At 70.3% G+C, this 22,601-nt stretch carries 21 protein-coding genes and 2 tRNA genes; 3 read left to right on the top strand and 20 right to left on the bottom strand.

Going from position 1 to position 22,601, the window contains the following annotated elements; genetic code table 11:
* Positions 1–4: 4 nt before the first annotated feature.
* Positions 5–77, bottom strand: a tRNA-Ala gene (locus OKJ99_RS43525).
* 148 nt (positions 78–225) lie between these two features.
* Here OKJ99_RS43525 and OKJ99_RS43520 point away from each other — a divergent pair.
* Positions 226–1,413 (top strand): glycosyltransferase 87 family protein, encoded by a 1,188-nt coding sequence (locus OKJ99_RS43520; protein WP_326024222.1) that lies wholly within the window; start codon positions 226–228, stop codon positions 1,411–1,413.
* Here OKJ99_RS43520 and OKJ99_RS43515 read toward each other — a convergent pair.
* The 9 genes from OKJ99_RS43515 to OKJ99_RS43475 form a co-directional block, all read right to left on the bottom strand.
* Positions 1,382–1,615, bottom strand: a complete 234-nt coding sequence (locus OKJ99_RS43515) for a hypothetical protein (RefSeq protein ID WP_306323842.1) — start codon at positions 1,613–1,615, stop codon at positions 1,382–1,384. The genes OKJ99_RS43520 and OKJ99_RS43515 overlap by 32 nt on opposite strands.
* Positions 1,616–1,624: 9 nt before the next feature.
* A complete protein-coding gene (locus OKJ99_RS43510; protein WP_326024219.1) occupies positions 1,625–1,819 on the bottom strand; it encodes a hypothetical protein in 195 nt (64 codons plus the stop codon).
* Positions 1,820–2,044: 225 nt separating this feature from the next.
* A tRNA-Ala gene (locus OKJ99_RS43505) sits at positions 2,045–2,117 on the bottom strand.
* 96 nt (positions 2,118–2,213) lie between these two features.
* Positions 2,214–2,861: a histidine phosphatase family protein gene (locus tag OKJ99_RS43500; RefSeq protein WP_326024218.1), complete on the bottom strand. Its 648-nt coding sequence runs from the start codon at positions 2,859–2,861 to the stop codon at positions 2,214–2,216.
* The gene (gene rsfS, locus OKJ99_RS43495) at positions 2,858–3,298 is read right to left on the bottom strand and encodes a ribosome silencing factor (RefSeq protein WP_326024217.1); all 441 of its coding nucleotides are present in this window, start codon (positions 3,296–3,298) and stop codon (positions 2,858–2,860) included. Before rsfS ends, OKJ99_RS43500 begins: the two co-directional genes overlap by 4 nt.
* A gap of 102 nt (positions 3,299–3,400) precedes the next feature.
* Complete coding sequence (locus OKJ99_RS43490; protein ID WP_326024216.1) at positions 3,401–5,023, bottom strand: LCP family protein; 1,623 nt, start codon at positions 5,021–5,023, stop codon at positions 3,401–3,403.
* Between the two features lie 26 nt (positions 5,024–5,049).
* Complete coding sequence (gene nadD / locus OKJ99_RS43485) at positions 5,050–5,712, bottom strand: nicotinate-nucleotide adenylyltransferase (RefSeq protein ID WP_326024215.1); 663 nt, start codon at positions 5,710–5,712, stop codon at positions 5,050–5,052.
* A gap of 44 nt (positions 5,713–5,756) precedes the next feature.
* Positions 5,757–5,918, bottom strand: coding sequence for a hypothetical protein (locus OKJ99_RS43480; protein WP_326024214.1), 162 nt, complete (start codon positions 5,916–5,918; stop codon positions 5,757–5,759).
* Between the two features lie 65 nt (positions 5,919–5,983).
* Positions 5,984–6,124: a hypothetical protein gene (locus OKJ99_RS43475; protein ID WP_326024213.1), complete on the bottom strand. Its 141-nt coding sequence runs from the start codon at positions 6,122–6,124 to the stop codon at positions 5,984–5,986.
* A 124-nt stretch (positions 6,125–6,248) separates the two neighbouring features.
* Here OKJ99_RS43475 and OKJ99_RS43470 point away from each other — a divergent pair, with 124 nt between their 5' ends.
* Positions 6,249–7,355 carry a M48 family metallopeptidase gene (locus tag OKJ99_RS43470; protein WP_326024212.1) on the top strand — a complete coding sequence of 369 codons (1,107 nt, stop codon included), beginning with the start codon at positions 6,249–6,251 and terminating at the stop codon, positions 7,353–7,355.
* 40 nt (positions 7,356–7,395) lie between these two features.
* Here the strand turns inward: OKJ99_RS43470 and OKJ99_RS43465 are convergent, their stop codons facing one another.
* The 5 genes from OKJ99_RS43465 to proB form a co-directional block, all read right to left on the bottom strand.
* Entirely contained in the window at positions 7,396–8,484 is a 1,089-nt protein-coding gene (locus tag OKJ99_RS43465) for an SCO2583 family membrane protein (protein WP_326024211.1), read from the bottom strand.
* An 89-nt stretch (positions 8,485–8,573) separates the two neighbouring features.
* Entirely contained in the window at positions 8,574–9,155 is a 582-nt protein-coding gene (locus tag OKJ99_RS43460; protein WP_456115209.1) for an SCO2584 family spore wall biosynthesis protein, read from the bottom strand.
* A gap of 49 nt (positions 9,156–9,204) precedes the next feature.
* A complete protein-coding gene (locus tag OKJ99_RS43455) occupies positions 9,205–10,494 on the bottom strand; it encodes a glutamate-5-semialdehyde dehydrogenase (RefSeq protein WP_326024209.1) in 1,290 nt (429 codons plus the stop codon).
* 148 nt (positions 10,495–10,642) lie between these two features.
* Positions 10,643–11,119 (bottom strand): hypothetical protein, encoded by a 477-nt coding sequence (locus tag OKJ99_RS43450; protein ID WP_326024208.1) that lies wholly within the window; start codon positions 11,117–11,119, stop codon positions 10,643–10,645.
* Positions 11,120–11,286: 167 nt separating this feature from the next.
* Positions 11,287–12,393, bottom strand: a complete 1,107-nt coding sequence (proB, locus tag OKJ99_RS43445; protein WP_326024207.1) for a glutamate 5-kinase — start codon at positions 12,391–12,393, stop codon at positions 11,287–11,289.
* Between the two features lie 306 nt (positions 12,394–12,699).
* Between proB and OKJ99_RS43440 the strand changes: the two genes are divergently transcribed.
* Positions 12,700–14,799 carry a hypothetical protein gene (locus OKJ99_RS43440; protein WP_326024206.1) on the top strand — a complete coding sequence of 700 codons (2,100 nt, stop codon included), beginning with the start codon at positions 12,700–12,702 and terminating at the stop codon, positions 14,797–14,799.
* Between the two features lie 203 nt (positions 14,800–15,002).
* On the opposite strand, the gene obgE is transcribed toward OKJ99_RS43440, so the two are convergent.
* From obgE to OKJ99_RS43415, 5 genes are all read right to left on the bottom strand, one after another.
* Positions 15,003–16,451 carry a GTPase ObgE gene (gene obgE, locus OKJ99_RS43435; protein ID WP_326024205.1) on the bottom strand — a complete coding sequence of 483 codons (1,449 nt, stop codon included), beginning with the start codon at positions 16,449–16,451 and terminating at the stop codon, positions 15,003–15,005.
* Positions 16,452–16,577: 126 nt separating this feature from the next.
* Positions 16,578–16,832 (bottom strand): 50S ribosomal protein L27, encoded by a 255-nt coding sequence (rpmA, locus tag OKJ99_RS43430; RefSeq protein ID WP_326024204.1) that lies wholly within the window; start codon positions 16,830–16,832, stop codon positions 16,578–16,580.
* A gap of 14 nt (positions 16,833–16,846) precedes the next feature.
* Positions 16,847–17,167 carry a 50S ribosomal protein L21 gene (gene rplU / locus OKJ99_RS43425; RefSeq protein ID WP_326024203.1) on the bottom strand — a complete coding sequence of 107 codons (321 nt, stop codon included), beginning with the start codon at positions 17,165–17,167 and terminating at the stop codon, positions 16,847–16,849.
* A gap of 185 nt (positions 17,168–17,352) precedes the next feature.
* Positions 17,353–18,684 carry a phospholipase D-like domain-containing protein gene (locus tag OKJ99_RS43420; RefSeq protein ID WP_326024202.1) on the bottom strand — a complete coding sequence of 444 codons (1,332 nt, stop codon included), beginning with the start codon at positions 18,682–18,684 and terminating at the stop codon, positions 17,353–17,355.
* Between the two features lie 215 nt (positions 18,685–18,899).
* Positions 18,900–22,592, bottom strand: coding sequence for an Rne/Rng family ribonuclease (locus OKJ99_RS43415; RefSeq protein WP_407700885.1), 3,693 nt, complete (start codon positions 22,590–22,592; stop codon positions 18,900–18,902).
* Between the last annotated feature and the right edge of the window lie 9 nt (positions 22,593–22,601).

The raw sequence follows: 22,601 nt of genomic DNA, 5'->3' as shown, positions 1-22,601 counted from the left end.
CCTGTGGAGCTAAGGAGAATCGAACTCCTGACCTCCTGCATGCCATGCAGGCGCTCTACCAACTGAGCTATAGCCCCGTGCTTTGGTCCCCCGGGGCTTCCCTGTCGGTCTCCCCGGCGGCGTCGCCAACATTACACGGTCACCCGGGTGCATCACCAAATCGTTTCCCTTCCGCCCCCTTCTGTAGGGAAAAGTCGCCGTTGACGGCTACTAGTGTTCCCTCACGTGACTGTGCTCGCACTGCCCCGCACCCGCCACGCACCGGCAGCGCTGGGCGCCTGCCTGCTCTCGTTCACGGCCTTCGTGATCGCCCAGCGCGCGGCCGACGTCTCGATGATCGATCTGATGGTCTACCGGGCGGAGGGCTGGACGGCCCGCACGGGCGGCGACCTGTACGCACTGCGTGCGACCAACGCCAACCTGCCGACCACCTACCCGCCGTTCGCCGCGCTGCTGTTCCTGCCGCTGACGTTCCTGGACGTGGTGACCATGAAGGTCGCCGCGACCGCCCTGAACCTCGCCCTCCTCTTCGGTCTTGTGCACCTCTCCCTGCGGCTCGTGCGACGCCACGCGCGCGTGGAGCACGCCTTGTGGGTGGCGGCCGTCGCCGTGTGGTGCGAGCCGGTGTGGACGACGCTGCGGTACGGGCAGGTCAATCTGCTGCTCGCCGTGCTCGTCCTGTGGGACCTGACGCGCCGGCCCGGGCACCGCTGGGCGGGCGTGGGGATCGGCATCGCGGCGGCGATCAAGCTGACGCCCGCGCTGTTCGCCGTCTTCCTGCTGTGCACGGGGCTCGCGCAGTTGGCGCGCGGCGGGGCCTGGCGGCCGTGGGTGCGCGGGGCGGGCGTGGCCGTGGGCTCGTTCGTCTGCGTGACCGTGCTGACGGCCGTCGTCCTGCCGCGCGACTCTCGGCACTTCTGGACGCGGATGATCTTCGAGTCGGACCGCCCCGGCCACGCCGAGGAGACCGGCAACCAGTCGCTGCGCGGCGTACTCGCCCGGCTGCTGCACACCGGGGACCCGGGGACCTGGTGGGCCCTTGCCGCCGCCGTGACGGCCCTCGCCGGGCTCGCGGTCGCAGTCACGGCGGCGCTGCGCGGGCGCCTCGCCCAGGCGGCGGTGGCGTGCGCGACGACGGCGCTCCTGATCAGCCCGGTCTCGTGGTCCCACCACTGGGTCTGGTGCGTGCCGTTGGCGCTGCTCGTGTGGGAGTCGGGCCGCCAAAAGGCCGCGCTCGCCCTGACCTTGACGTTCTGCACGTACGCGCTGTGGTGGGTGCCGCACACCGACGGGCGGCCCGAACTCCACCAGAACGTAGGCGAGTCGATGCTTTCGGCGCTCTACGTAGGAGTGGCCTGCGCCTTCCTGGCGTACTCCGCGCTCAGGCTGTGGCGAACGAATAGAAGCGCTTGAGCGTGCAGTGCTCGTCCAGGAGCCGGCCGTAGATCGGCTCGCCCTCCAGCTCCCGATACGTCTCGATCGGGTCGCCCTTTATGATCAGCGCCCGCGCGCATTCCTCGCACCAGTACTGGTAGTCGGGGTTCAGCGGCTCCATGTCTCGCACGATGGGCGTGCCGCTGCCGCACCAGTCGCACTTCCTCCTGTGTGCACCCATGTGTTCCGCTCAGCTCCAGCTGTGGCCGCAGGCCGTGCACACGTACGAGATCCCGCCGTTGTCGCCGAGCATCTGGGCGACGTGGAAGGAGCCGCAGGACGGACAGTTGAGGGACGGGACTTCTTCTGAACCGGCCGGGGGCTCGGCGGATATCGCTGCCACGCCGAGGAAGCGATCGGCTTCCTCGTTGATGCTCAAGGGCATCGCGCACTCCCTCCCCAGCGGGCCGCCATCATCGGTCGGACACAGCCCCGTTCCGGCCGTCCGATTCTGCCACGGCGGAAGCGACCCGGTCAGCGACGCCCGCGTACCAGTCCGGACACGACGTCCGCAGAGGTATACGCCCCGGGCGCCCCCTGCGCCTCAAACCTGCCGCAAAATCGGCAACGAAAAATCCCGCCCCTTACGGGACGGGATCTTTGATTCCTGTGGAGCTAAGGAGAATCGAACTCCTGACCTCCTGCATGCCATGCAGGCGCTCTACCAACTGAGCTATAGCCCCTCGTGTTCTTCCCCCTCCGGGCTTTCCCCCGGCGGGCCGAACAAGAAGAACTTTAGCCTGCGACCTGCCGGAAAGTGAAATCCGGCCCCTGGGCGCCTAGTCGTCGTCGCCGAGGACCGGTTCCGGCAGTGTGCCCGCGTTGTGCTCCAGCAGACGCCAGCCGCGGGCGCCCTCGCCGAGGACGGACCAGCAGCAGTTCGACAGGCCGCCGAGCCCCTCCCAGTGGTGGGACTCCAGGCCGAGCAGCCGGCCGATGGTGGTGCGGATGGTGCCGCCGTGGCTGACCACGACGAGCAGGCCGTCGTCGGGCAGCTTGTCCGCGTGCCGCAGCACGACGGGCGCGGCCCGGTCGGCGACCTCGGTCTCCAGCTCACCGCCGCCGCGGCGCACGGGCTCGCCGCGCTTCCACGCCGCGTACTGGTCGCCGAAGCGGGCGATGATCTCCTCGTGTGTGAGGCCCTGCCACTCCCCCGCGTACGTCTCGCGCAGGCTCTCGTCGTACGTGGCGTCGAGGCCCGTGAGCGCGGTCAGTTCGGCGGCGGTGCTCGCGGCCCGATCGAGGTCGGACGCGATGATCGCGTCCGGCCTCAGGGAGGCGAGCAGCCGGGCGGCGCGGCGGGCCTGGGCGACGCCGGTCTCGGTCAGCCCGATGTCCGTGGTGCCCTGGAAGCGGCGCTCCAGGTTCCAGGCGGTCTGGCCGTGCCGCCACAGGACGACGCGCCGCCCCCGAGAGGCGCTGGTCACAGCACCTCCTCCGCCTCGGCGGCCGCGGCCTCCCGCTCCTTGGCGTGCTCCTCGCCCTTGCCGCGCGTGGCCTTGGCCTCCTCGGGCAGGTCGATCTCGGGGCAGTCCTTCCACAGCCGCTCCAGGGCGTAGAAGACGCGCTCCTCGCTGTGCTGGACGTGGACGACGATGTCGACGTAGTCGAGCAGGATCCAGCGGGCGTCACGGTCGCCCTCGCGGCGCACCGGCTTGGCGCCGAGCTCCTTGTTCAGCTTCTCCTCGATCTCGTCGACGATCGACTTGACCTGGCGGTCGTTGGGCGCCGAAGCGAGCAGGAAGGCATCCGTGATGGACAGCACATCGCTGACGTCGTAGGCGATGATGTCGTGCGCGAGCTTGTCTGCGGCCGCCTGTGCGGCGACGTTGAGGAGCTCGATGGAACGGTCAGTGGCGGTCACTACGTGGCTTTCCGTCGGCGGTCTGAATCCCCTGAGAGATCCCTCAGGGGGGTACCCCAAGGGTCTCACGGCCCGCCGACACCCCTCACGGCGTGACCGTGGTCACTGACCGGTGTAGTTCTGGCCCAGCACCACGGAGACATCCGCGTTCCTCGCAGCCTTGCCCTTCGTCACGGACGACGTCGGCAGACCCAGCGTCTTGGCGACCTCCACGGCGTCCTTCTTGTGCGAGGCATCCGCGTACGTGACCCGGGAGGTCGCGACCGCCGTTCCGGTTCCACCCGACACGAATGTGTAGCCGCCGTTGACCAGGGCCACGCGCGCCTTCTCGGTGCGGGCCTTGTCCCCGGTGGCGTTCTCGATGCCGACGCGCGGCGAGTCGCCGCTGGACGGGGACTTCACGGTGCCGCCGAGCACGTTCTCGACCACCGAGTCCGCGGTGGACCGGGAGATGGCGCCGCCGCGCTGCACCGGCAGCACCTCGCTCTTGTAGTCGCCCTCCTTGGCCCGGTCGGCGAGCTTGGCGAGGAAGGCGCCGAGGTCCTTCTCGGTCAGCGACGGGTCGAGGATCTGGGCGAGCGTCTGCACCGTGGTCGTCGCGGCCTGCGGGTCGGACGACAGCTTGCGCAGCACGCCCTGCATGACCTGACCGAACCGCTCCAGCTGCGCCGTCTGCGGCTCGCCCTTGGCCCGGTACGTCGCGTACGCCACGGCCGCCGGGCCGCTGAGGGTCTGGTCCGCGCCCTTGTGGACGAGCACGGTGCCCTTCTTGGCGGGGTCCGGCACGCTCGTGTCGGTGGTGACGTCGATGTTCCCGACGAGCTCGACGAGGTTGTTGAGGTACGGGGTGTCGAGCCGCCAGGTGCCCTGGATGTCGGTGCCGAGCAGGGTGTCGAGGCCGTCGCTCGTGCCGGAGGAGCCGTCCTCGTCGACGGACTTGGCGAGCGTGGCGTTGGTGCCGTCCTCGTCCGACAGGGCGAGGGAGTTCGGCAGCAGGACGGCGGTGGCCCGCTTCGTAGTGGTGTTGTTCACGAGCAGCGCCGTGGACGTGCCGCCGCCCTTGGTGTTGTGCAGGTGGACGACGATGACGTCACGGTTCTGCGGTCCGACCGCGGCGGCCGCGCCCGTCTTCGCCGCGTCCTTCGACAGGAACGGCAGCTTGTCCTGGGACCAGAGGTAGCCGGCGCCGCCGACCAGGCACAGGGCGAGGACGACGACGAGGGCGACGCCCCGGTTGTGGCTGCGGCGCCGTGCCTCCTCGCGTCGCTCGGTGCGCGACTCGGTGAACTTCAGCCAGTCGATGACGTCTTCGGAGTCCTCGTCCGGCTCCTCGACGAACTCGAACTGCTCGGTGCGGTAGTCGCGCTCGGGCTGCGGGGCCTGCGGAGGCGCGGGCGGTGGGGCCTGCCTCGGGAGATGCGCCGTGGCCTGCTGGACCGGCTGGGGCTGCTGGACCTGTTGAGGCTGCTGGACCTGCTGGGCCTGCTGCTGTGCTCCGCCGTAGGGGTCGTACGAAGGGTGCTGCTGGGGGTACTGGGCGTGCTGGGGCTGCTGCGCGGTCGGCTGCTGCTGGCCGCCCGCGTACGGGTCGTAGCCGTACCCATACGTGGAGTTCTGCTCGTACGACGGCGCCTGCTGGACCGGCCGGTAAACCGGCCGGCCGGACTCGTCATATCCGACCAGCTCGTAACTCTGCTGGTCGTAACCGTCGTATCGGTCGTTCACCGATGCCCCTCTCGGCGGTGCAGGGTTCAGTCGCCTCGGTACAGCTGGCGCTTGTCGATATAGCGCACCACACCGTCCGGCACCATGTACCAGATGGGGTCCCCCTTGGCGACCCTGTCACGGCAGTCCGTGGACGAGATGGCAAGGGCGGGAACCTCGACGAACGAGACGCCGCCCTCCGGCAGACCCGGATCGGCGAGCGTATGGCCCGGCCGCGTGACTCCGATGAAGTGTGCCAGGGAGAACAGCTCCTCGGTGTAACGCCAGGTGAGGATCTGGCCGAGAGCGTCGGCACCCGTGATGAAGAAGAGGTCGGCGTCGGGGTTGAGCTGACGCAGATCGCGCAATGTGTCCGTCGTGTACGTCGCACCACCGCGGTCGATGTCGGTGCGGCTCACCGAGAACTGCGGGTTCTCGGCGGTCGCGATGACCGTCATCAGATAGCGGTCCTCGGCCGGAGAGACCTTCTTGTCGCTCTTCTGCCAAGGCTGCCCGGTCGGTACGAACACCACCTCGTCGAGGTCGAACTGCGCGGCGACCTCACTGGCCGCCACCAGGTGTCCGTGGTGGATCGGGTCGAACGTTCCGCCCATGACGCCGAGGCGTCGCTTGGCCGGTGAGGCCCACTCGTGATCCGGGCCGCCGGCCGGGCTGTTGACCGGGCCGGTAGGCATGTCCTGCGCTCCCATGCGTGCAGAGCCTACTGGCCCGTTCCCAATGGTCCCGTCCGGGTTCAGCGGTCGCGGTTGAACCGGGTGGTGATCCACAGCAGCAGGACCAGGATGATGAAGGCCGCACCGCCCGTCACGAGGGGGCTGAGGCTTTCGTGGTTGCCGCCGTTCTCGCCCTCGGCAGCGAGAGTGGCGAGCTGGGCTGCGGTGCTGTGGAGGCTCATCTTCAGCAGGACCTATCCGGTGTGGGATCGGGATAAAGACTTCTGACCCATCGTAAGCGGTGGGGTCAGTCGTCGCTCTTGTAGCCCCGCAACAAGAACCAGGCGAGGAAGGCCGCGCCCAGGACGCCCACGATCAGTACGGTGCGCAACAGGTTCCCCGCGCCCTGATCCGACGCCGCGCTGATGACGTGATCGATGTGCTCCATGACGGTTCGCTCCTTCGGTGTGCTGCCCCGTCACGGTATATCCGCCTAGTGTGGACTCCGCCTTGGGGGCACGGCCGGTAGACGGCGAGACACGTCGAATCTCACGGAACATGGGGGAAGTCGGATGCCCGAAGAACCGAACGAGCAGCACGAGAACGTACCCAGCAGGCAGCGTCGGCGCTTCCCGGGAATCTCCTCGCGGGCGTACGAGCACCCCGCGGACCGCTCGGCGCTCGTCGCGCTGCGCAAGCTCAGCGGGTTCGACACGGTCTTCAAGGCGCTGAGCGGGCTGCTGCCCGAGCGCAGTCTGCGCCTGCTGTTCCTGTCGGACTCGGTGCGGGTGTCCGACGAGCAGTTCACGCACCTCAACACGATGCTGCGGGACGCCTGTTACATCCTGGACCTGGAGAAGGTCCCGCCGATGTACGTCAATCAGGACCCGCAGCCGAACGCGATGTGCATCGGCCTCGACGAGCCGATCATCGTCGTCACCACGGGACTTGTGGAGCTCCTCGACGAGGAGGAGATGCGGGCCGTCGTCGGTCACGAGGTGGGCCACGCGCTGTCGGGGCACTCGGTGTACCGGACGATCCTGCTGTTCCTGACCAGCCTCGCGCTGCGCGTCGCGTGGATCCCGCTCGGCAACCTCGCGATCATGGCGATCGTCACGGCGCTGCGCGAGTGGTTCCGCAAGTCCGAACTCTCGGCGGACCGCGCCGGGTTGCTGGTCGGCCAGGACCTGCAGGCGTCCATGCGCGGCCTGATGAAGATCGCGGGCGGCAACCATCTGCACGAGATGAACGTCGACGCGTTCCTCAAGCAGGCCGAGGAGTACGAGGCCGGGGGCGATCTGCGCGACTCCGTGCTGAAGATCCTCAACGTGATGCCGCGCTCGCACCCGTTCACCACGGTGCGCGCCGCCGAGCTGAAGAAGTGGGCGGCGAGCCGCGACTACCAGCGCCTGATGGACGGTCACTACCCGCGCCGCAGCGAGGACAAGGACACCTCGGTGACGGACTCGTGGCGCGAGTCGGCCTCGCACTACACGGATTCCGTGAAGACCTCCAAGGACCCACTGATGAAGCTGGTCAGCGACATCGCGGGCGGCGCCGGCGACCTGGGCGGCCGGGTGCGGCGCGGCTTCGGGAACTTCGGCGGCGGGGGCAACAGCGGGAACCACGGCACCACCGACGAGGACGACAGCACCGCCAACGGCGACGGCGAGCGCTGAGCCGGCCCCGAACCGACCGGACCACGGACTAGACCACGGACTACACGTGCGGCTGGGCGTCCGGCGCGAGCGCGCCGCACAGCGCGGTCGCACTGTCCGTCGCGTACGGGTCGGTGCCGGCCGGGCCGCCCTTCTTCGCGCTCTGGCCCGCGAGCAGCGGATGCAGATACCCGGCGGCGTCGGACGAGCAGGCGAGCGGGCCCGCCTGGACGTACGAGACGAGCAGTTCGGTCTGGTGGTTGCGCAGGTCCTGGCGGTCGAAGCGGAAGTGCATGGAGCGGCGGACGGTGAACAGGGACGCCTTGGCCTTCTCGCCGTCGGCCGCCTTCGCCGTGGGCCGCAGCGCGTAGACGAATGTGTGGTCCGAGGTCACTTCGAGGGTGTTCGCGTCGGTCTCGGCCACATGCAGCGCGCCGCGGACCCGGATGCGTGAGTCGGCGAGAGCCGCCTGCGACGGGTCGAAGCGGACGAGCCAGCCGGTCGCCGCGTGCCGCCCGTCGGTGACCGGCCTGTTGACGCTCTGGTCGAACTGCGGGAGCTGCTGCGGGTCGATCAGCATCCGCACCGGGCGCACGGCGCCGCGCGTGAGCACGTCGGGGTCGAGCGAGGAGTCGACGAGGTAGTCCTTGGCCGTGGTCAGCGCGGTGACGACCTGGCTGTCGGAGAAGTGCGCGGTGGCCTTGGGGTCGTCCGGGAGATCGATGGCGCGGGCGGCGCGCTCGAACCGGGCGGCGGGGCTGTGCTCGTACAGCTCGTGCACGGATTCGGAGCCGGGGACGCGGCCCGTCGGGGCGAGCGGTATGACGGTCATGCGCAGCGGTTCGGTGTTCCGGGCGACCGGGGTGGTCCGGTAAGGGCTTCGTACGCCCATGTAGACCGCGGTGCCGAACGCGACCACGATCAGGACGACGAGTATGACGGCCTGCCGGGTGAGGCCCCGGCGCAGCACGGGCAGGCGGCGCACGGCCGGCGAGTGGTCGGCGATGCGCTCCTGCGCGGAGAACTCCTGGAGCCGGGCAGCCTTGACGAACGATTCGTCGAACACGACGGATCGGTACTCTTCCTCACTGCCGCCACTATTGGGACCGCTGTCCGGTGTCCCCTCCGGTGGGTCTCCTGGCCCGCTCATACCTTCAGGGTAGGTCTCCCCGACGCCAGGTAAACGCCCTGGTGCACGTCAACTTCCAAGACCCCCGCGCGAGCGCCCCGAGCGCCCCCTCACGGGGTCCGGGGGACCGCCGAAACCGCAGGCTGGGAGTAGTCCGCGGAGGCGGAGGGCGAGCCCGGAACGTTCTTCTCCAGTTCGGTCGTCGCGGGCGGCGGGACCTCGTCCTGGCTGCCCGACGACGCGCCCCGGTAGACGGCCGTGAAGGCGAGGGCGACCATGCCGATGCCCATCAGCAGGGCGAGCGCCCAGGCGACGGGCCTGCGCCAGCGGACGCTGCCCGCCGTGCGGCCCTCGCGGTCGAGCTCCTCCTCGTACAGCTCGTCCGACTCGTCCCCGTAGCAGCCGAATTCGCCGTCCTCGCCGCGGCCGTACCCGTCCGCGTCGTCGTAGAACTCGTCGTCGGGTGCCGGCCGGATGCGGGTCCTGCGGGCCTCGGCCTCCTGGGCCTCGGCGCGCGCCTGCGCGGCGGCGAGCAGCCGCTCGACCGCGGTGGGCTCATGGACCTCGGCAGCCTTGACGAAGTCCTCGTCGAAGACCACGGAGGCGAACTCATCGTCCGAGCCCCCGCGGTCGTGATCGTCGTCGGGCTCCCAGCCGTCCGGGAACGGCGAGCCCCCCACGTCCTCCGGCACCTGTCCAGCGTAGACCGAAGGGGTCAATTTGGGCAGACGGCAAGGGAATTCATCGAGTGTGGCCGTCGCCCGTGACGATGTACTTCGTGCTCGTCAGCTCGGGCAGCCCCATGGGGCCGCGGGCGTGCAGCTTCTGCGTGGAGATGCCGATCTCGGCGCCGAAGCCGAACTGGCCGCCGTCGGTGAACCGCGTCGAGGCGTTCACGGCGACGGTCGTGGAGTCGACGAGCTGCGTGAAGCGGCGGGCGGCCGCCTGCGAGGTCGTGACGATAGCCTCGGTGTGCCCCGAGGACCACAGGCGGATGTGCTCGATCGCCCGGTCCATGTCGTCGACGACCGCGGCGGCGATGTCGTGGCTGAGGTACTCGGTCTCCCAGTCGTCCGGGGTCGCCTCGACGACGGTGGCCTTGGACCCGTCGGCGTACTCCGCGATCCGGGGGTCCGCGTGCACGGTGACGCCCGCCTCGGCGAGCGCGTCGAGGGCGCGCGGCACGAACGCGTCGGCGATGTCCTGGTGGACGAGGAGCGTCTCCGCCGCGTTGCACACGGAGACGCGGTGCGCCTTGGAGTTGACGAGGATGTCGACCGCCATGTCGAGGTCGGCGTCGGCGTCCACGTAGACGTGGCAGTTGCCGGTGCCGGTCTCGATCACGGGGACGGTCGAGTTCTCGACGACGTTCCTGATGAGCGAGGCACCGCCGCGCGGGATCAGCACGTCGACCAGGCCGCGGGCGCGCATCAGCTCGGTCACCGAGTCGCGGCTCTCGCCGGGGACGAGCTGGATCGCGTCGGCGGGCAGCCCCGCACCACCGACGGCGTCGCGCAGCACCCGGACGAGCGCGGTGTTCGACTCGTACGCCGATGAACTGCCGCGCAGGAGGACCGCGTTGCCCGACTTGAGGCAGAGGGCGGCGGCGTCGACCGTGACGTTCGGGCGGGCCTCGTAGATGATGCCGACGACGCCGAGCGGGACGCGGACCTGGCGCAGGTCGATGCCGTTCGGGAGGGTGTTGCCGCGCACGACCGTGCCGACCGGGTCGGGCAGGGCGATGACGTCGCGCACGTCGGACGCGATGGCGCGGACGCGCTCCGGGGTGAGGGTGAGCCGGTCGATGATCGCCTCGGGGGTGCCGGCCTCACGGGCCTTGGCGATGTCCTTGGCGTTCGCCTCGACGACTTCGGCGGTACGCACCTCCAGGGCGTCGGCGATGGCGCCGAGGGCGTCGTCCTTGTGGGCGCGCGGCAGGGAGGCGAGGTCGTGGGCCGCGGACCTGGCACGGTACGCGGTCTGGGTGACCGGGGTCATCGAGTCGTACGGGTTCAGCGGCAGCGACGTCATGCTCCGCAGGGTATCGGGGGCGTGGGGGCCGGCTACCCGTTGTTTCGGGGGGTGAGACATGGCTCAAAACGGCCTGGGCCACAGGGGTGGAGGTTTTCGCCTCGTGAACGCCACAGTGCTTCTGCGCGCAGTTCCCCGCGCCCCTTGCCTAGAAGGGGTGGACGCCTACCGGAGTGGCGGGCAGAGGTCCATACCCCTCTGCGATGCGCTGGTGGTAGGTCTGGCGGTCGATGACCTCCAGGCCGACGATCTCCCAGGGCGGGAGCTGCGACGTGCGGCGGTGTTCGCCCCACAGGCGCAGGGCCACCGCCGCCGCGTCGTGCAGGTCGCGGGCCTCTTCCCAGTAGCGGATCTCGGCGTGGTCGACCGCGTAGCGGCTGGTGAGCAGGAAGGGGTGGTCGTGCGCGAGCTGTTCGAGGCCGCGACGCACCTCCGCGATCGGTGCCTCGGCGCCGGAGACGCTGAGCGTGACGTGCCACAGCCGGGGGCCCTCCTCGGCCCTCCCCTCAGCTGCCTCCCCCGCGGTCTCCTCGTCGTACGCGTCTCCCGCGGCCACGCTCGTCAGCGCCCGCTCCGCGGACCCTCGGGGCCCCTTGGACGCGGCCCCCGGGCGCGCTCGTCTCACGACGGCCTCCTTTGCGCAATGGTCGTGCAGACCTTCCCTGGATGAACTCCCTGCCTCAAGAGTTGAGCAGGACACGGAGCTTCATGGGGCGGTTTTGGGGAAGGTCCCCCACGGGTGGCAGGCTTTCGGCCTTTCACACAGGGGGATTCGAAGGCGCGCGGCCCGTTTCAAGCCTGGAGGATGACCAAGTCGTCCCTGTGTACGACTTCCCGCTCGTAGGCGGGACCGAGCTCGCGGGCCAGCTCACGCGTGGAGCGGCCGATCAGCTGCGGGATCTCCTTGGCGTCGAAGTTGACGAGCCCGCGGGCGACCGCGCGCCCCCGCTCGTCGCGCAGCTCGACCGGGTCGCCCGCGCCGAACTCGCCCTCCACGGCGGCGATCCCGGCGGGCAGCAGCGACGTGCGCCGCTCGACCACGGCCCGTACGGCGCCGTCGTCGAGGGTGATCGCGCCCTGTGGCGTCGAGGCGTGCTGCAGCCACAGCAGGCGGTCGGCGCTGCGGCGGCCGGTGCGGTGGAAGTACGTGCCGGTGTCGCGGGCGGCGAGGGCGTCGGCGGCGTGCGTGGCGGAGGTGAGGACGACCGGGATGCCGGCGGCAGCGGCGATCGAGGCGGCCTCGACCTTGGTGACCATGCCGCCGGTGCCGACGCCCGCCTTCCCCGCGGAGCCGATCTTGACGTGCGCTATGTCGGCGGGGCCGCGCACCTCGGCGATGCGGGAGCTGCCGGGCTTGGCGGGGTCGCCGTCGTAGAGGCCGTCGACGTCGGAGAGGAGCACCAGCAGGTCCGCGTGCACGAGGTGGGCGACGAGCGCCGCGAGCCGGTCGTTGTCGCCGAAGCGGATCTCGTCCGTGGCCACCGTGTCGTTCTCGTTGACGATCGGGAAGGAGCCCATCGCCAGGAGCTGGTCGAGGGTGCGCGAGGCGTTGCGGTGGTGGGCGCGGCGGGCCATGTCGTCACTGGTCAGGAGGACCTGGCCGACGCGGACTCCGTAGCGCGCGAAGGAGGCGGTGTAGCGGGCGACGAGGAGTCCCTGACCGACGCTCGCCGCGGCCTGCTGGCGGGCGAGGTCCTTGGGGCGGCGGGTCAGCCCCAGCGGGGCGAGTCCCGCGGCGATGGCGCCGGAGGAGACGAGGACGATCTCCTTGACTCCCCCTCCGCGCTGCTTCGCCAGGACGTCGACGAGCGCGTCGACGCGGTCCGCGTCCAGGCCCCCCGCCGCCGTGGTGAGTGACGACGATCCGACCTTGACGACGATCCGGCGGGCGTCCGACACACCTTGCCGTGACGTCCCCGACGCTGCCCCAGTTGTAGCCCCTGACATGCCAGGCAATCTACGTGACCTGCCCCTTCCGCCGCTCTTGGGTTTCGAGGTACGGACAGGGCCGTGGACGCCGGGTAACCAAGAGGGGGATTTGGTCCCCGCCCTTTCACGCCATTTGCCCTTGTTTCCGCTGCTTAAAGGCCTGGAGGATTGCTAGGGGGCCACTGAAAGTCATACGGTCAGTGGTCAGCATTCCGCGAGGTGGACCTCCCCCACGGTCCCCCCACCCTCCGAGACCCCCTGCCAGGAGCCCAGCCCGTGCCCTCCGCCGGACGTGCCTCGCGCCGCCTCGTGCAGCTTTCAGCGCTGTTCACGATGTTCGCGCTCTATGTGGCCCAGCTCGTCAGCGCGCTCGTTCCGTATGTTCCCGTCTTCGTCGCCGCGAGCGCGGCCGGACTCGCCCTCGACACCTATCTGCAGTACAAGCAGCCGGGGCTGCTCTCGCTGCTCGGCAAGATCCGCTTCGACGTCACGGTGCGGCAACTGCTGCGCGACATGCTGATCTTCGTCGGCCTGCTGCGCATCAGCGGCATCAACCCGCTCGACGAGCAGGCGCCGCTGCTGGTCATGGTGCTCGCGATGTACCTGCTGCACTTCGCCTGTCAGGCGGCCGCGGTCCTGGTGCGCCGCTCCCGCACGCTGCCGATCGTCACGCGCAACATCGACGCCTCCGCGCTGAACCTGTGCGCGTCGCCGCCCCGCCTGCTGGCCCGGCGGGCGGCCCACCGTCTGCTGACCTTCGCGATCCCCTCCACCCTCGGACTGGTGGTCACGGCGGCGACGACCAACGCCCTGTGGGGCGTCATCGGCATCGGCGTCTCGATCGCCCTGTTCCTCTTCGGCACGGTCTTCCTCGGTACGTGGCTGCTGCCGAAGAAGCGTCCGCTGAGCGACGCCAAGGTCATGGAGTGGCTCGACGCGTGGCTGGCCGACTACCGGCCGACCGTCGGCATGTACTTCTCCGGCGGCACCACCTCCGCGTACCAGGCGAACATGTGGCTCTCCACGCTCGCCGCGGTCGACGGCAAGCCGCTGATCGTGCTGCGCGAGCGCTTCATGGTGAACAAGATCGACGCCACCGATGTGCCGATCATCTGCTTCCCGAAGGTCGCCACGATGTTCTCCCTGGAGAACTCGACGCTGAAGATGCTGCTGCACCCGGCGAACGCCGCGAAGACCTCGCAGGTCCTGCGCATCCCCACGATCAAGCACGCGTTCACCAACCACGGCGAGTCCGACAAGCTGTCGTCCTGCAACCCGTACGCGAAGGCGTACGACGAGGTGTGGGTGGCCGGTCCCGCGGCGCGCGACCGCTACCAGCTCGCCGACGTCGGGGTCGACGACCGGGACGTCGTCGAGGTGGGCCGCCCGCAGCTGGCGCCCATCAAGCTCGCCGACGGCCCGGCCACGGGTTCGTACACGACGGTCCTGTACGCCCCCACCTGGGAGGGCTGGGACGGCAACCCGGGCAACACCTCGGTCATCCTGGCGGGCGAGAACATCGTCCGGCAGCTGCTCGACGACCCCAAGGTCCGGCTGATCTACAAGCCGCACCCGATGACCGGCTCGCAGGTCCCCGCCGCCGGTGAGGCCAACAAGCGCATCATGGCGATGATCGAGGAGGCCAACACGCGCCGCTCCGGCGCGCGTCCGGGTCCCGAGGCCGCCGTCGAGCTGGAGCGCCGTTTCGAGGCGCTGAACGAGCTGACCTCCACCAAGTTCCCCAAGGGCACGGACGAGATGGAGCGGATGCTGCTCCAGGGCCGGCCCGACGGGGACCGGGCGGCGGCGGTGGCCGCGGCGACCGAGGCGTGGGAGGAGGCGTACTGGGCCTCGTTCCCCGAGTGGGAGCACCTGATCATCACCCAGGCGCGGCCTGCGATCTTCACCTGCTTCAACGCGGCGGACGTCCTCATCTCCGACGTCTCCTCGGTCGTCTCCGACTGGCTGAGCAGCGAGAAGCCGTACGCGGTGGCCAACACGTCGGGGCTTTCGGAGGACGACTTCCGCGCCGGTTTCCCGACGGTGCGCGCCGCGACGGTGCTCGCGCCCGAGGCGACCGAGGTGCCCGAGCTGCTCGCGGTCGTCCGCGGCGAGGCGGAGGACACCCACGCCGAGGCCCGTGTGGCCCTGAAGGAGCACCTCCTCGGCCCCTCGGACCCGCCGTCCATCGACCGCTTCAACGTCGCCGTACGCGCCCTGTGCGCGAAGGCCGACGAGCGGCGTGCGCGGATGGCTGCCCGCGGCGAGGACGAGATCCCGCCGACCCGCGAGGACTCCGTCGAGGAGCAGGCGGCAGAGGCGGAGGCCGCGGAGGCGGCGACCGAGTCGGAGCCGGAGGACACGGTGACGGCGTAGCGCGTAGCGCCTTTGCGGCGCGGCGCGGCGAGGGGCCCGGGAGACATCTCCCGGGCCCCTCTACGTGCGTGCCCCTCCGCTCCCACGCCACGGGGCTCCGCCCCGGACCCCGCGCCTCAATCGCCGGCGGGGCTTGATACAGCCGGTCCCGTAACGCAAAAAGCGGGCCGCACCTTTCGGTGGGGCCCGCCCGTTGCTGGAGGCTAGAAGGGTTCGAAGTCGTCGAACTCCGCTTGCGAATCGTCGCGCTCCGCCTGCCGGTCGCGGCGGCGCTGGGCGGCCGGTCGGGGGGCCTCCATGCGGTGGTCCTCGCCACGCCGTCCGAGCATCTCGGCGCCCGCCATCATCGTGGGCTCCCAGTCGAAGACGACCGCGTTGTCCTCGGGGCCGATCGCGACGCCGTCACCGTGCCTGGCGCCCGCCTTCATCAGCGACTCCTCGACACCGAGGCGGCTGAGCCGGTCGGCGAGGTAGCCGACGGCCTCGTCGTTGCTGAAGTCGGTCTGCCGCACCCAGCGCTCGGGCTTCTCGCCGCGGACCCGGAACAGCGGCTCGCCCTCGGCGTCCTCGCGCTTGACGGTGAAGCCCGCGTCGTCCACGGCCTTCGGGCGGATGACGACCCGGGTCGCCTCGTCCTTCGGCTTGGCGGCGCGCCCCTCGGCCACAAGACCGGCGAGCGCGAACGACAGTTCCTTGAGGCCCTTGTGGGCGACGGCCGACACTTCGAAGACGCGGTAGCCGCGCGCTTCCAGGTCGGGCCTGACCATGTCGGCGAGGTCCTGGCCGTCGGGCACGTCGATCTTGTTGAGGACGACGAGGCGCGGCCGGTTCTCCAGGCCCGCCCCGTACTCCCGCAGCTCCTCCTCGATGACGTCGAGGTCGGAGACGGGGTCACGGTCGGACTCCAGCGTCGCCGTGTCGAGGATGTGCACGAGGACGCTGCAGCGCTCCACGTGCCGCAGGAACTCCAGGCCGAGGCCCTTGCCCTGGCTGGCGCCGGGGATCAGACCCGGCACGTCCGCGATCGTGTACACGGTCGAGCCGGCCGTCACCACGCCCAGGTTCGGGACCAGGGTCGTGAACGGGTAGTCCGCGATCTTCGGCTTGGCTGCGGAGAGCACCGAGATCAGCGAGGACTTGCCGGCGCTCGGGTAGCCGACGAGCGCCACGTCCGCGACGGTCTTCAGCTCCAGCTGGACATCGCCCTCGTCGCCCGGCACACCGAGCAGCGCGAAGCCGGGTGCCTTGCGGCGGGCCGAGGCGAGGGCCGCGTTGCCGAGGCCGCCGCGACCGCCCTGCGCGGCGATGTACGTGGTGCCCTGGCCGACCATGTCGGCCAGCACGTTGCCCTGCTTGTCGAGGACGACCGTGCCGTCGGGCACCGGCAGGACCAGGTCCTGGCCGTCCTTGCCCGTGCAGTGGTCGCCCGCGCCGGGCACGCCGTTGGTCGCCTTGCGGTGCGGCGAGTGGTGGTAGTCGAGCAGCGTCGTGACGTCCTGGTCGACGACCAGGATCACGTCACCGCCACGGCCGCCGTTGCCGCCGTCCGGGCCGCCGAGCGGCTTGAACTTCTCCCGGTGAACGGAGGCACAGCCGTGGCCCCCGCTACCTGCGGCGACATGCAGCTCGACGCGGTCCACGAAGGTGGTCATTGGTCAGTGCCTCCAGAAACGTACGGAAATGTCTCTACTGCAACACGCGAAAGGCGGACCCGCTTCCCGAACGGGAAGTGAGGTCCGCCTCGCGAAAAAATCCAGGTCAGAAAGCCCTCAGGCGTTTCAGACGACCGGGACGATGTTCACGACCTTACGGCCACGGTGGGTACCGAACTCCACCGCACCCGCGGCGAGCGCGAAGAGGGTGTCGTCCTTGCCACGACCAACCGAGTTGCCCGGGTGGAAGTGGGTGCCGCGCTGGCGGACCAGGATCTCACCGGCGTTGACGGCCTGACCGCCGAAGCGCTTCACGCCGAGCCGCTGAGCATTGGAATCGCGCCCGTTCCGAGTGGACGATGCGCCCTTCTTGTGTGCCATCTTGTCTCAGTCCCTTACTTCGCAGCCGTGGGGATACCGGTGACCTTGATCGCCGTGTACTGCTGACGGTGACCCTGGCGACGGCGGTAGCCGGTCTTGTTCTTGTAGCGAAGGATGTCGATCTTCGCGCCCTTGTGGTGGTCCACGACCTCGGCCTGGACCTTGATGCCGGCCAGCACCCACGGGTCGCTGGTCACGGCGTCGCCGTCGACAACGAGCAGCGTAGAGAGCTCTACGGTGTCGCCAACCTTGGCGGTGGGAAGCTTGTCAACCTCAACGATGTCGTCGACAGCAACCTTGTGCTGACGACCACCGCTGCGCACGATGGCGTACACGGATCTCTCTTTTCGCTCGGAACGGGACCCCCGCAGTCCAGCCGCGCGAGGCGGCCTCTCCCGGATTTCACGAGGAACTCCGGGAGGAAATAGGTTTACGGGAGTACGGCGCATCGATGGACACGCCGACGGTCAAGGTTACGGGGCGCCCCACAGAAGGGCAAACCGGCCCCTGACCGACGGGCTCACGTGGTCTTGACCTCGCCGTCCTGCGGCAGCGTCTTGACGCCCTTGCACAGATTCGTGTTGTCCGAGGCCCCCGGGTACGCGACGCCCCACACCTTGTTGAAGTGCGTGCGGTACGTGTCGTGCACGGAGTCGTCGTCGATCTTGACGTACGCCTCGTCGTTCTCGCGCAGCGCCGGGTTCGAGGCGTTCTGCGAGCCGGTGAACGTGATCTTGTTGCGCGCACCGTCGTACATGCCGTCGATCGCCACGTACTTGGTGTGGATGATGAACGGCGTCCCGATCTTGGACCCGGGGTTCAGCGGGTCCCGGTCGTCGTTGTAGCAGCGCAGCGGCGGGGCGCCCGTGGAGTGCATCGACTTCCAGGCGCCGCTGTCGGACGTCGCGTACTCGATCTGGACCGTGCAGCCCGCCTTCTTCAGCGAGACCAGCTTGTCGGCGATGGCCTGCCGGGTGATCTGGAAGATCGCGGCGCGCACGATCGTCTTCTTCGTGGCGCCGGTCGCCGCGTCCTTGTAGGTGCACGAGACGTTGTTGAGCACCGAGTGCAGCGTGTCCGTGGAGTTGGTGGTGCCGGCCCGCGGGAAGAAGTACGCCTTGTAGTGGCCGTTGCTGACCGTGCGGTAGTCCCAGTTCGCCCAGTCCTTGACGGCCATGTCGTCGAAGTAGTCCGAGTACGCGCCGTACAGGACCGGGTTGTTGGGCAGTTGGAGCGCGTCGTTGAAGAATTTCGTGCTCGCGGACGGCGTGGAGTTCGCCGTGGTCTGCACGACGACGTTCGTGGCGCCCTCGACGGCCGAGAACAGCCAGAACTTGTTGTGCATGATCGACTTCCCGAACTTCGGGTCGCCGAGGCAGGACTTGTTCGTGGGGCACAGCTGCACGAAGGACGGATTGGCGCGGTTGGTGCCGAACAGCTGGACCAGCTGCGAGTACACCGTGTTGTCCGGCCGGTCCGTCTTACTGGTCGAGTCGAGCAGGATCCTTACGTGCACGCCGCGGTCCCTGGCGCGCTTCAGAGCGTCGACGACCGTCTGCTCCCACACGTGGAACACGGCGACCTTGATGGTCGAGCCGGGCAGCGCCGCGTCCGTCAGCTCGACGAGCCTGGTGCGGATGGCGTACTGCTCCTGAGTGGTGCCCAGCGGATCGTTGAAGATCGGCCCCTCGGTCCAGGTCCGCGCCTCCTCCGCCTGCGCGGTTCCCGCGGCGACCCCCGCCTGCACCCCGGCCGCGGAGAGCACGGTGGCCAGGGCCACCATCTGCCGTCCGACCTTGACCGGCTTCGCGGCACGGTGTCTGCCCGTACCTCTGAGACGCACGTGCGTCATCGCATTCCCTCCCCTGACACGAGTACGCGTCTCCCCAACGCCCACCCCTGTCCTTTACTTGTATGACTGCATGAGTTTTACAGGCAGTTGGCCGTGCACCAAGAGGCGGGGGGCACATCGAGTGCTCATCGAGACCTCTCGTGTGCACCGCGCACGACAACGCCCCCGCACAGCGCTGCTGTGCGGGGGCGTCGCTGCCCTTTACGGGCGGAGGCTCAGGCCTCGTCGGCCGCGGCCGAGACGGACGGCAGCGACTGCTGCTCGGCCGCCGCGGTCTTCTTCGCGGTCGCCTTCTTGGCCGTCGTCTTCTTCGCGGCGGTCTTCTTGGCGGCGGTCTTCTTCGCCGCCGGCGCCTTCTTGGCCGGGGCCTTCTTGGCGGCCGTCTTCTTGGCCGTCGTCTTCTTGGCGGGCGCCTCGTCCTCGGCCGGCTCGGTCGCGGCCACCTCGGTCGCGGCCGTCTTGGCGGCCGTCTTCTTGGTGGCGGCCTTCTTCGCCGGCGCCTTCTTGGCCGTCTTACGGGCGGCCTTCTTGGCTGCGGGCGCCTCCTCGGCCTCCTCGGGCGCGGCGTCCTCCGCGGCCGAAGGGACGACCATGACGGCCGTGTCCTCGGCAGCGGTCGGGGCGGTCGCCTTACGGACGGCGCGACGGCGCGGGCGGGCCGGGGCCGCGGCCTCGGTCACCTCTGCCTTCGGCTCCTCGGGCTCGACGGCCTTCGGCGCCTCCACGGGCTCGGCCTTGACCGGCTCCGTGACGGTCACCGCGGCGGCCTCCTCCGAGGACGCCTTCGGGGAACCGGCGGGAGCGGACGCCTTGCGCGTGGCACGGCGGCGCGGACGCGGCGCGGGGGCCTCGTCCCGCACGGGCTCGGGCGCGGGGGCCTCGACCGGCTCGGCGGCCTTCGACTCCTCGACGACCGGCTCGGGCGCGGGGGCCTCGAACGCGGCCTCCGCAGCCTCCGCGGCCCTCCGCTCCTCCGCCTTGGCGGCCCGCTCGGCCTTCGACTTCCTGCCGGACCTCGCCGGCTTCTCGGCCTCCACCTGCGGGGCACCGGCTGGGGCCGACGCACGGCGCGTGGCGCGGCGACGCGAGCGGCCACGGCCCGCGGCGGACTCCGCCTCCGCGGCGCTGGAGTACAGCTCCTCGTCCGGGACGAACTCCGGCTCGGGCAGCGCCACCGGGGCGGCCGCCTCCGCGGCGACCTCGTCCTCGGTCTCGGTCGCGGTGTGCTCCGTGGCCGACGCCTCGTGCGTCTCGTGCTGGTGGTCCGCGCCGTTGCCGCCGCGGCCGCGCTTCTTGCGCTTGCCGCCGCCACCGCCCGCGGCGGGCTGCTCCATGTGCACGATGACGCCGCGGCCGTTGCAGTGCACGCAGGTCTCGGAGAAGGACTCCAGGAGGCCCTGACCGACACGCTTACGGGTCATCTGGACCAGGCCGAGCGAGGTCACCTCGGCGACCTGGTGCTTCGTACGGTCCCTGCCCAGGCATTCGAGCAGGCGGCGCAGGACCAGGTCCCGGTTGGACTCCAGGACCATGTCGATGAAGTCGATGACGACGATGCCGCCCAGGTCGCGCAGCCGCAGCTGACGCACGATCTCCTCGGCCGCTTCGAGGTTGTTCCTCGTCACGGTCTCTTCGAGGTTGCCGCCCTGACCGGTGAACTTGCCGGTGTTGACGTCGACGACGATCATCGCCTCGGTCTTGTCGATCACGAGGGAGCCGCCGGACGGCAGCCACACCTTGCGGTCGAGCGCCTTGGCGAGCTGCTCGTCGATCCGGTACGTCGCGAAGACGTCGACCTCGGACGTCCACCGCGAGAGGCGGTCGGACAGGTCGGGCGCCACGTGGTTGACGTAGCCGTGGATGGTGTCCCACGCCTCGTCACCGCTGACGATGACCTTGGAGAAGTCCTCGTTGAAGATGTCGCGCACGACGCGGACGGTCATGTCCGGCTCGCCGTACAGCAGGCTCGGCGAGGACGTCGAGATCTGCTTCGACTTCTTCTGGATGTCCTCCCACTGCTCCTGCAGACGCTCGACGTCGCGGCGCAGCTCGTCCTCGCTCGCGCCCTCGGCGGCGGTGCGCACGATGACGCCCGCGTCCTCGGGGACGATCTTCTTGAGGATGGTCTTCAGGCGCGCGCGCTCGGTGTCGGGCAGCTTGCGGCTGATGCCGGTCATCGAGCCCTCGGGCACGTAGACCAGGTAGCGGCCGGGCAGCGAGACCTGGCTGGTCAGGCGGGCGCCCTTGTGGCCGATCGGGTCCTTGGTGACCTGGACGAGCACGGACTGGCCGGACTTGAGGGCGGTCTCGATGCGGCGCGGCCCGTTGGCCATGCCGAGCGCCTCGAAGTTGACCTCACCGGCGTACAGCACCGCGTTGCGGCCCTTGCCGATGTCGATGAAGGCGGCCTCCATCGACGGCAGCACGTTCTGGACCTTGCCCAGGTACACGTTGCCGACGTACGAGGTCGACTGCTCCTTGTTGACGTAGTGCTCGACCAGGATGTCGTCCTCGAGCACGCCGATCTGGGTGCGCTCGCCGTGCTGGCGGACCACCATGACGCGCTCGACGGCCTCGCGGCGCGCCAGGAACTCGGCCTCGGTGATGATCGGGACGCGGCGGCGACCCTGCTCACGGCCCTCGCGGCGGCGCTGCTTCTTGGCCTCCAGACGCGTGGAGCCCTTGATGGACTGCACCTCGTCCGAGGCCGCCGACCGCTCGGCACGCTCGGACTTCTCTTCCTTCTTGCGCGGCTCGCGGACCTTGACGACCGTACGCTCCGGGTCGTCGGCCGGCTGCTCGCCCTCGGAGCCGCTGTCACCGGCGCGACGGCGACGGCGACGGCGGCGACGGCTGCTGCTCGAACCGGCGGAGTCGTCGCGGTGCTCGTCGGCCTCGGCCCGGTCGTCCTCGGACTCCCCGGCGGCCTGCTCGGCGTCGTCGTCGGACTCGTCGTTCTCGGCGTCGTTGTCGATGTCGCCGGACTCGCCGCGGCGACGGCGACGGCCACCCCGGCGACGGCGGCGGGCCGGGCGGTCCCCGTGCTCGTCCTGCTCGTCGTTCTCGCCGTTCTCCTCGGCCGGCTGGTCCTGGGCCTCGGGCTCGGGCTCGGGCTGCGGCTGGGGCTCGGGCCGGGTGGCCTTGGCGGCCTCGGCCGCGGCGGGCTGCTCGTCGGAGGCGCGACGGCGGCGGCGACGGCGCGGCCCCTGCTCATCCTCGACAGCGGCGACCGGCTCGGGCACGGCCTCGGTCTCGGGCTCGGGCTGCTCCTCGACGGCGGCCTCGGCCGCGGCAGCGGCAGCGGCCCGCTCCGGCGTCTGGAACATCGGCTCGGTGAAGACCGGCGCCTGGAACGTGGCGATGGAGGCCCGCTTCTGGCCCGCCTCGTCGTCCTGCTCGTCCCGGCCGCCCCTCGACGGCTTCGATCCGGACCTGGCCGACTTCGCGGCCTTGGTCGCCCTGCTGGGCTTCGGCTCGGCGAAACCGCCGGCGGCCTTGCGGGTGGCGCGGCGCCGACGGCGCGGCGACTCGTCCTCGGCGTTCTCGGCGTTCTCGGTGTTCACGGTTTCCTCGGTGGTCTCCGCGGTCTCGGCCTCCGTCGTCTCGGCGGCGATGGCGTCGGAGATCTCGGGGGGACCGGCGGGCGCGCTGGGCGCGGAGGCACCACGGGTGGCGCGGCGGCGGTTACGACGCGGGCCGGAGCCCTCGTCGGCGACCGGCTCCGGCTCCGCGGCGGGCTCCGGGGCGGCCTCGGCCTGCGGCTCCTCGACGGGGGCGGCCGTGGCGGCCGGGGCGTCCGGAGTCGACGCGGTGCGGGTGGCGCGGCGACGGCTGCGGCGCGGGGCCGCGGGCTCCTCGGCGGCGGCCGGCTCCGGCTCGGCGACGGGCTCGGCGGGCTCCGCCACCACGGTCGTCGT

The organism is Streptomyces endophyticus (genome assembly GCF_035798155.1).
In the GTDB taxonomy this organism is placed as follows: Bacteria; Actinomycetota; Actinomycetes; order Streptomycetales; family Streptomycetaceae; genus Streptomyces; species Streptomyces endophyticus.
Note: the sequence above shows the minus strand (reverse complement) of the source record. Positions and strands in the feature narration are given on the sequence as shown.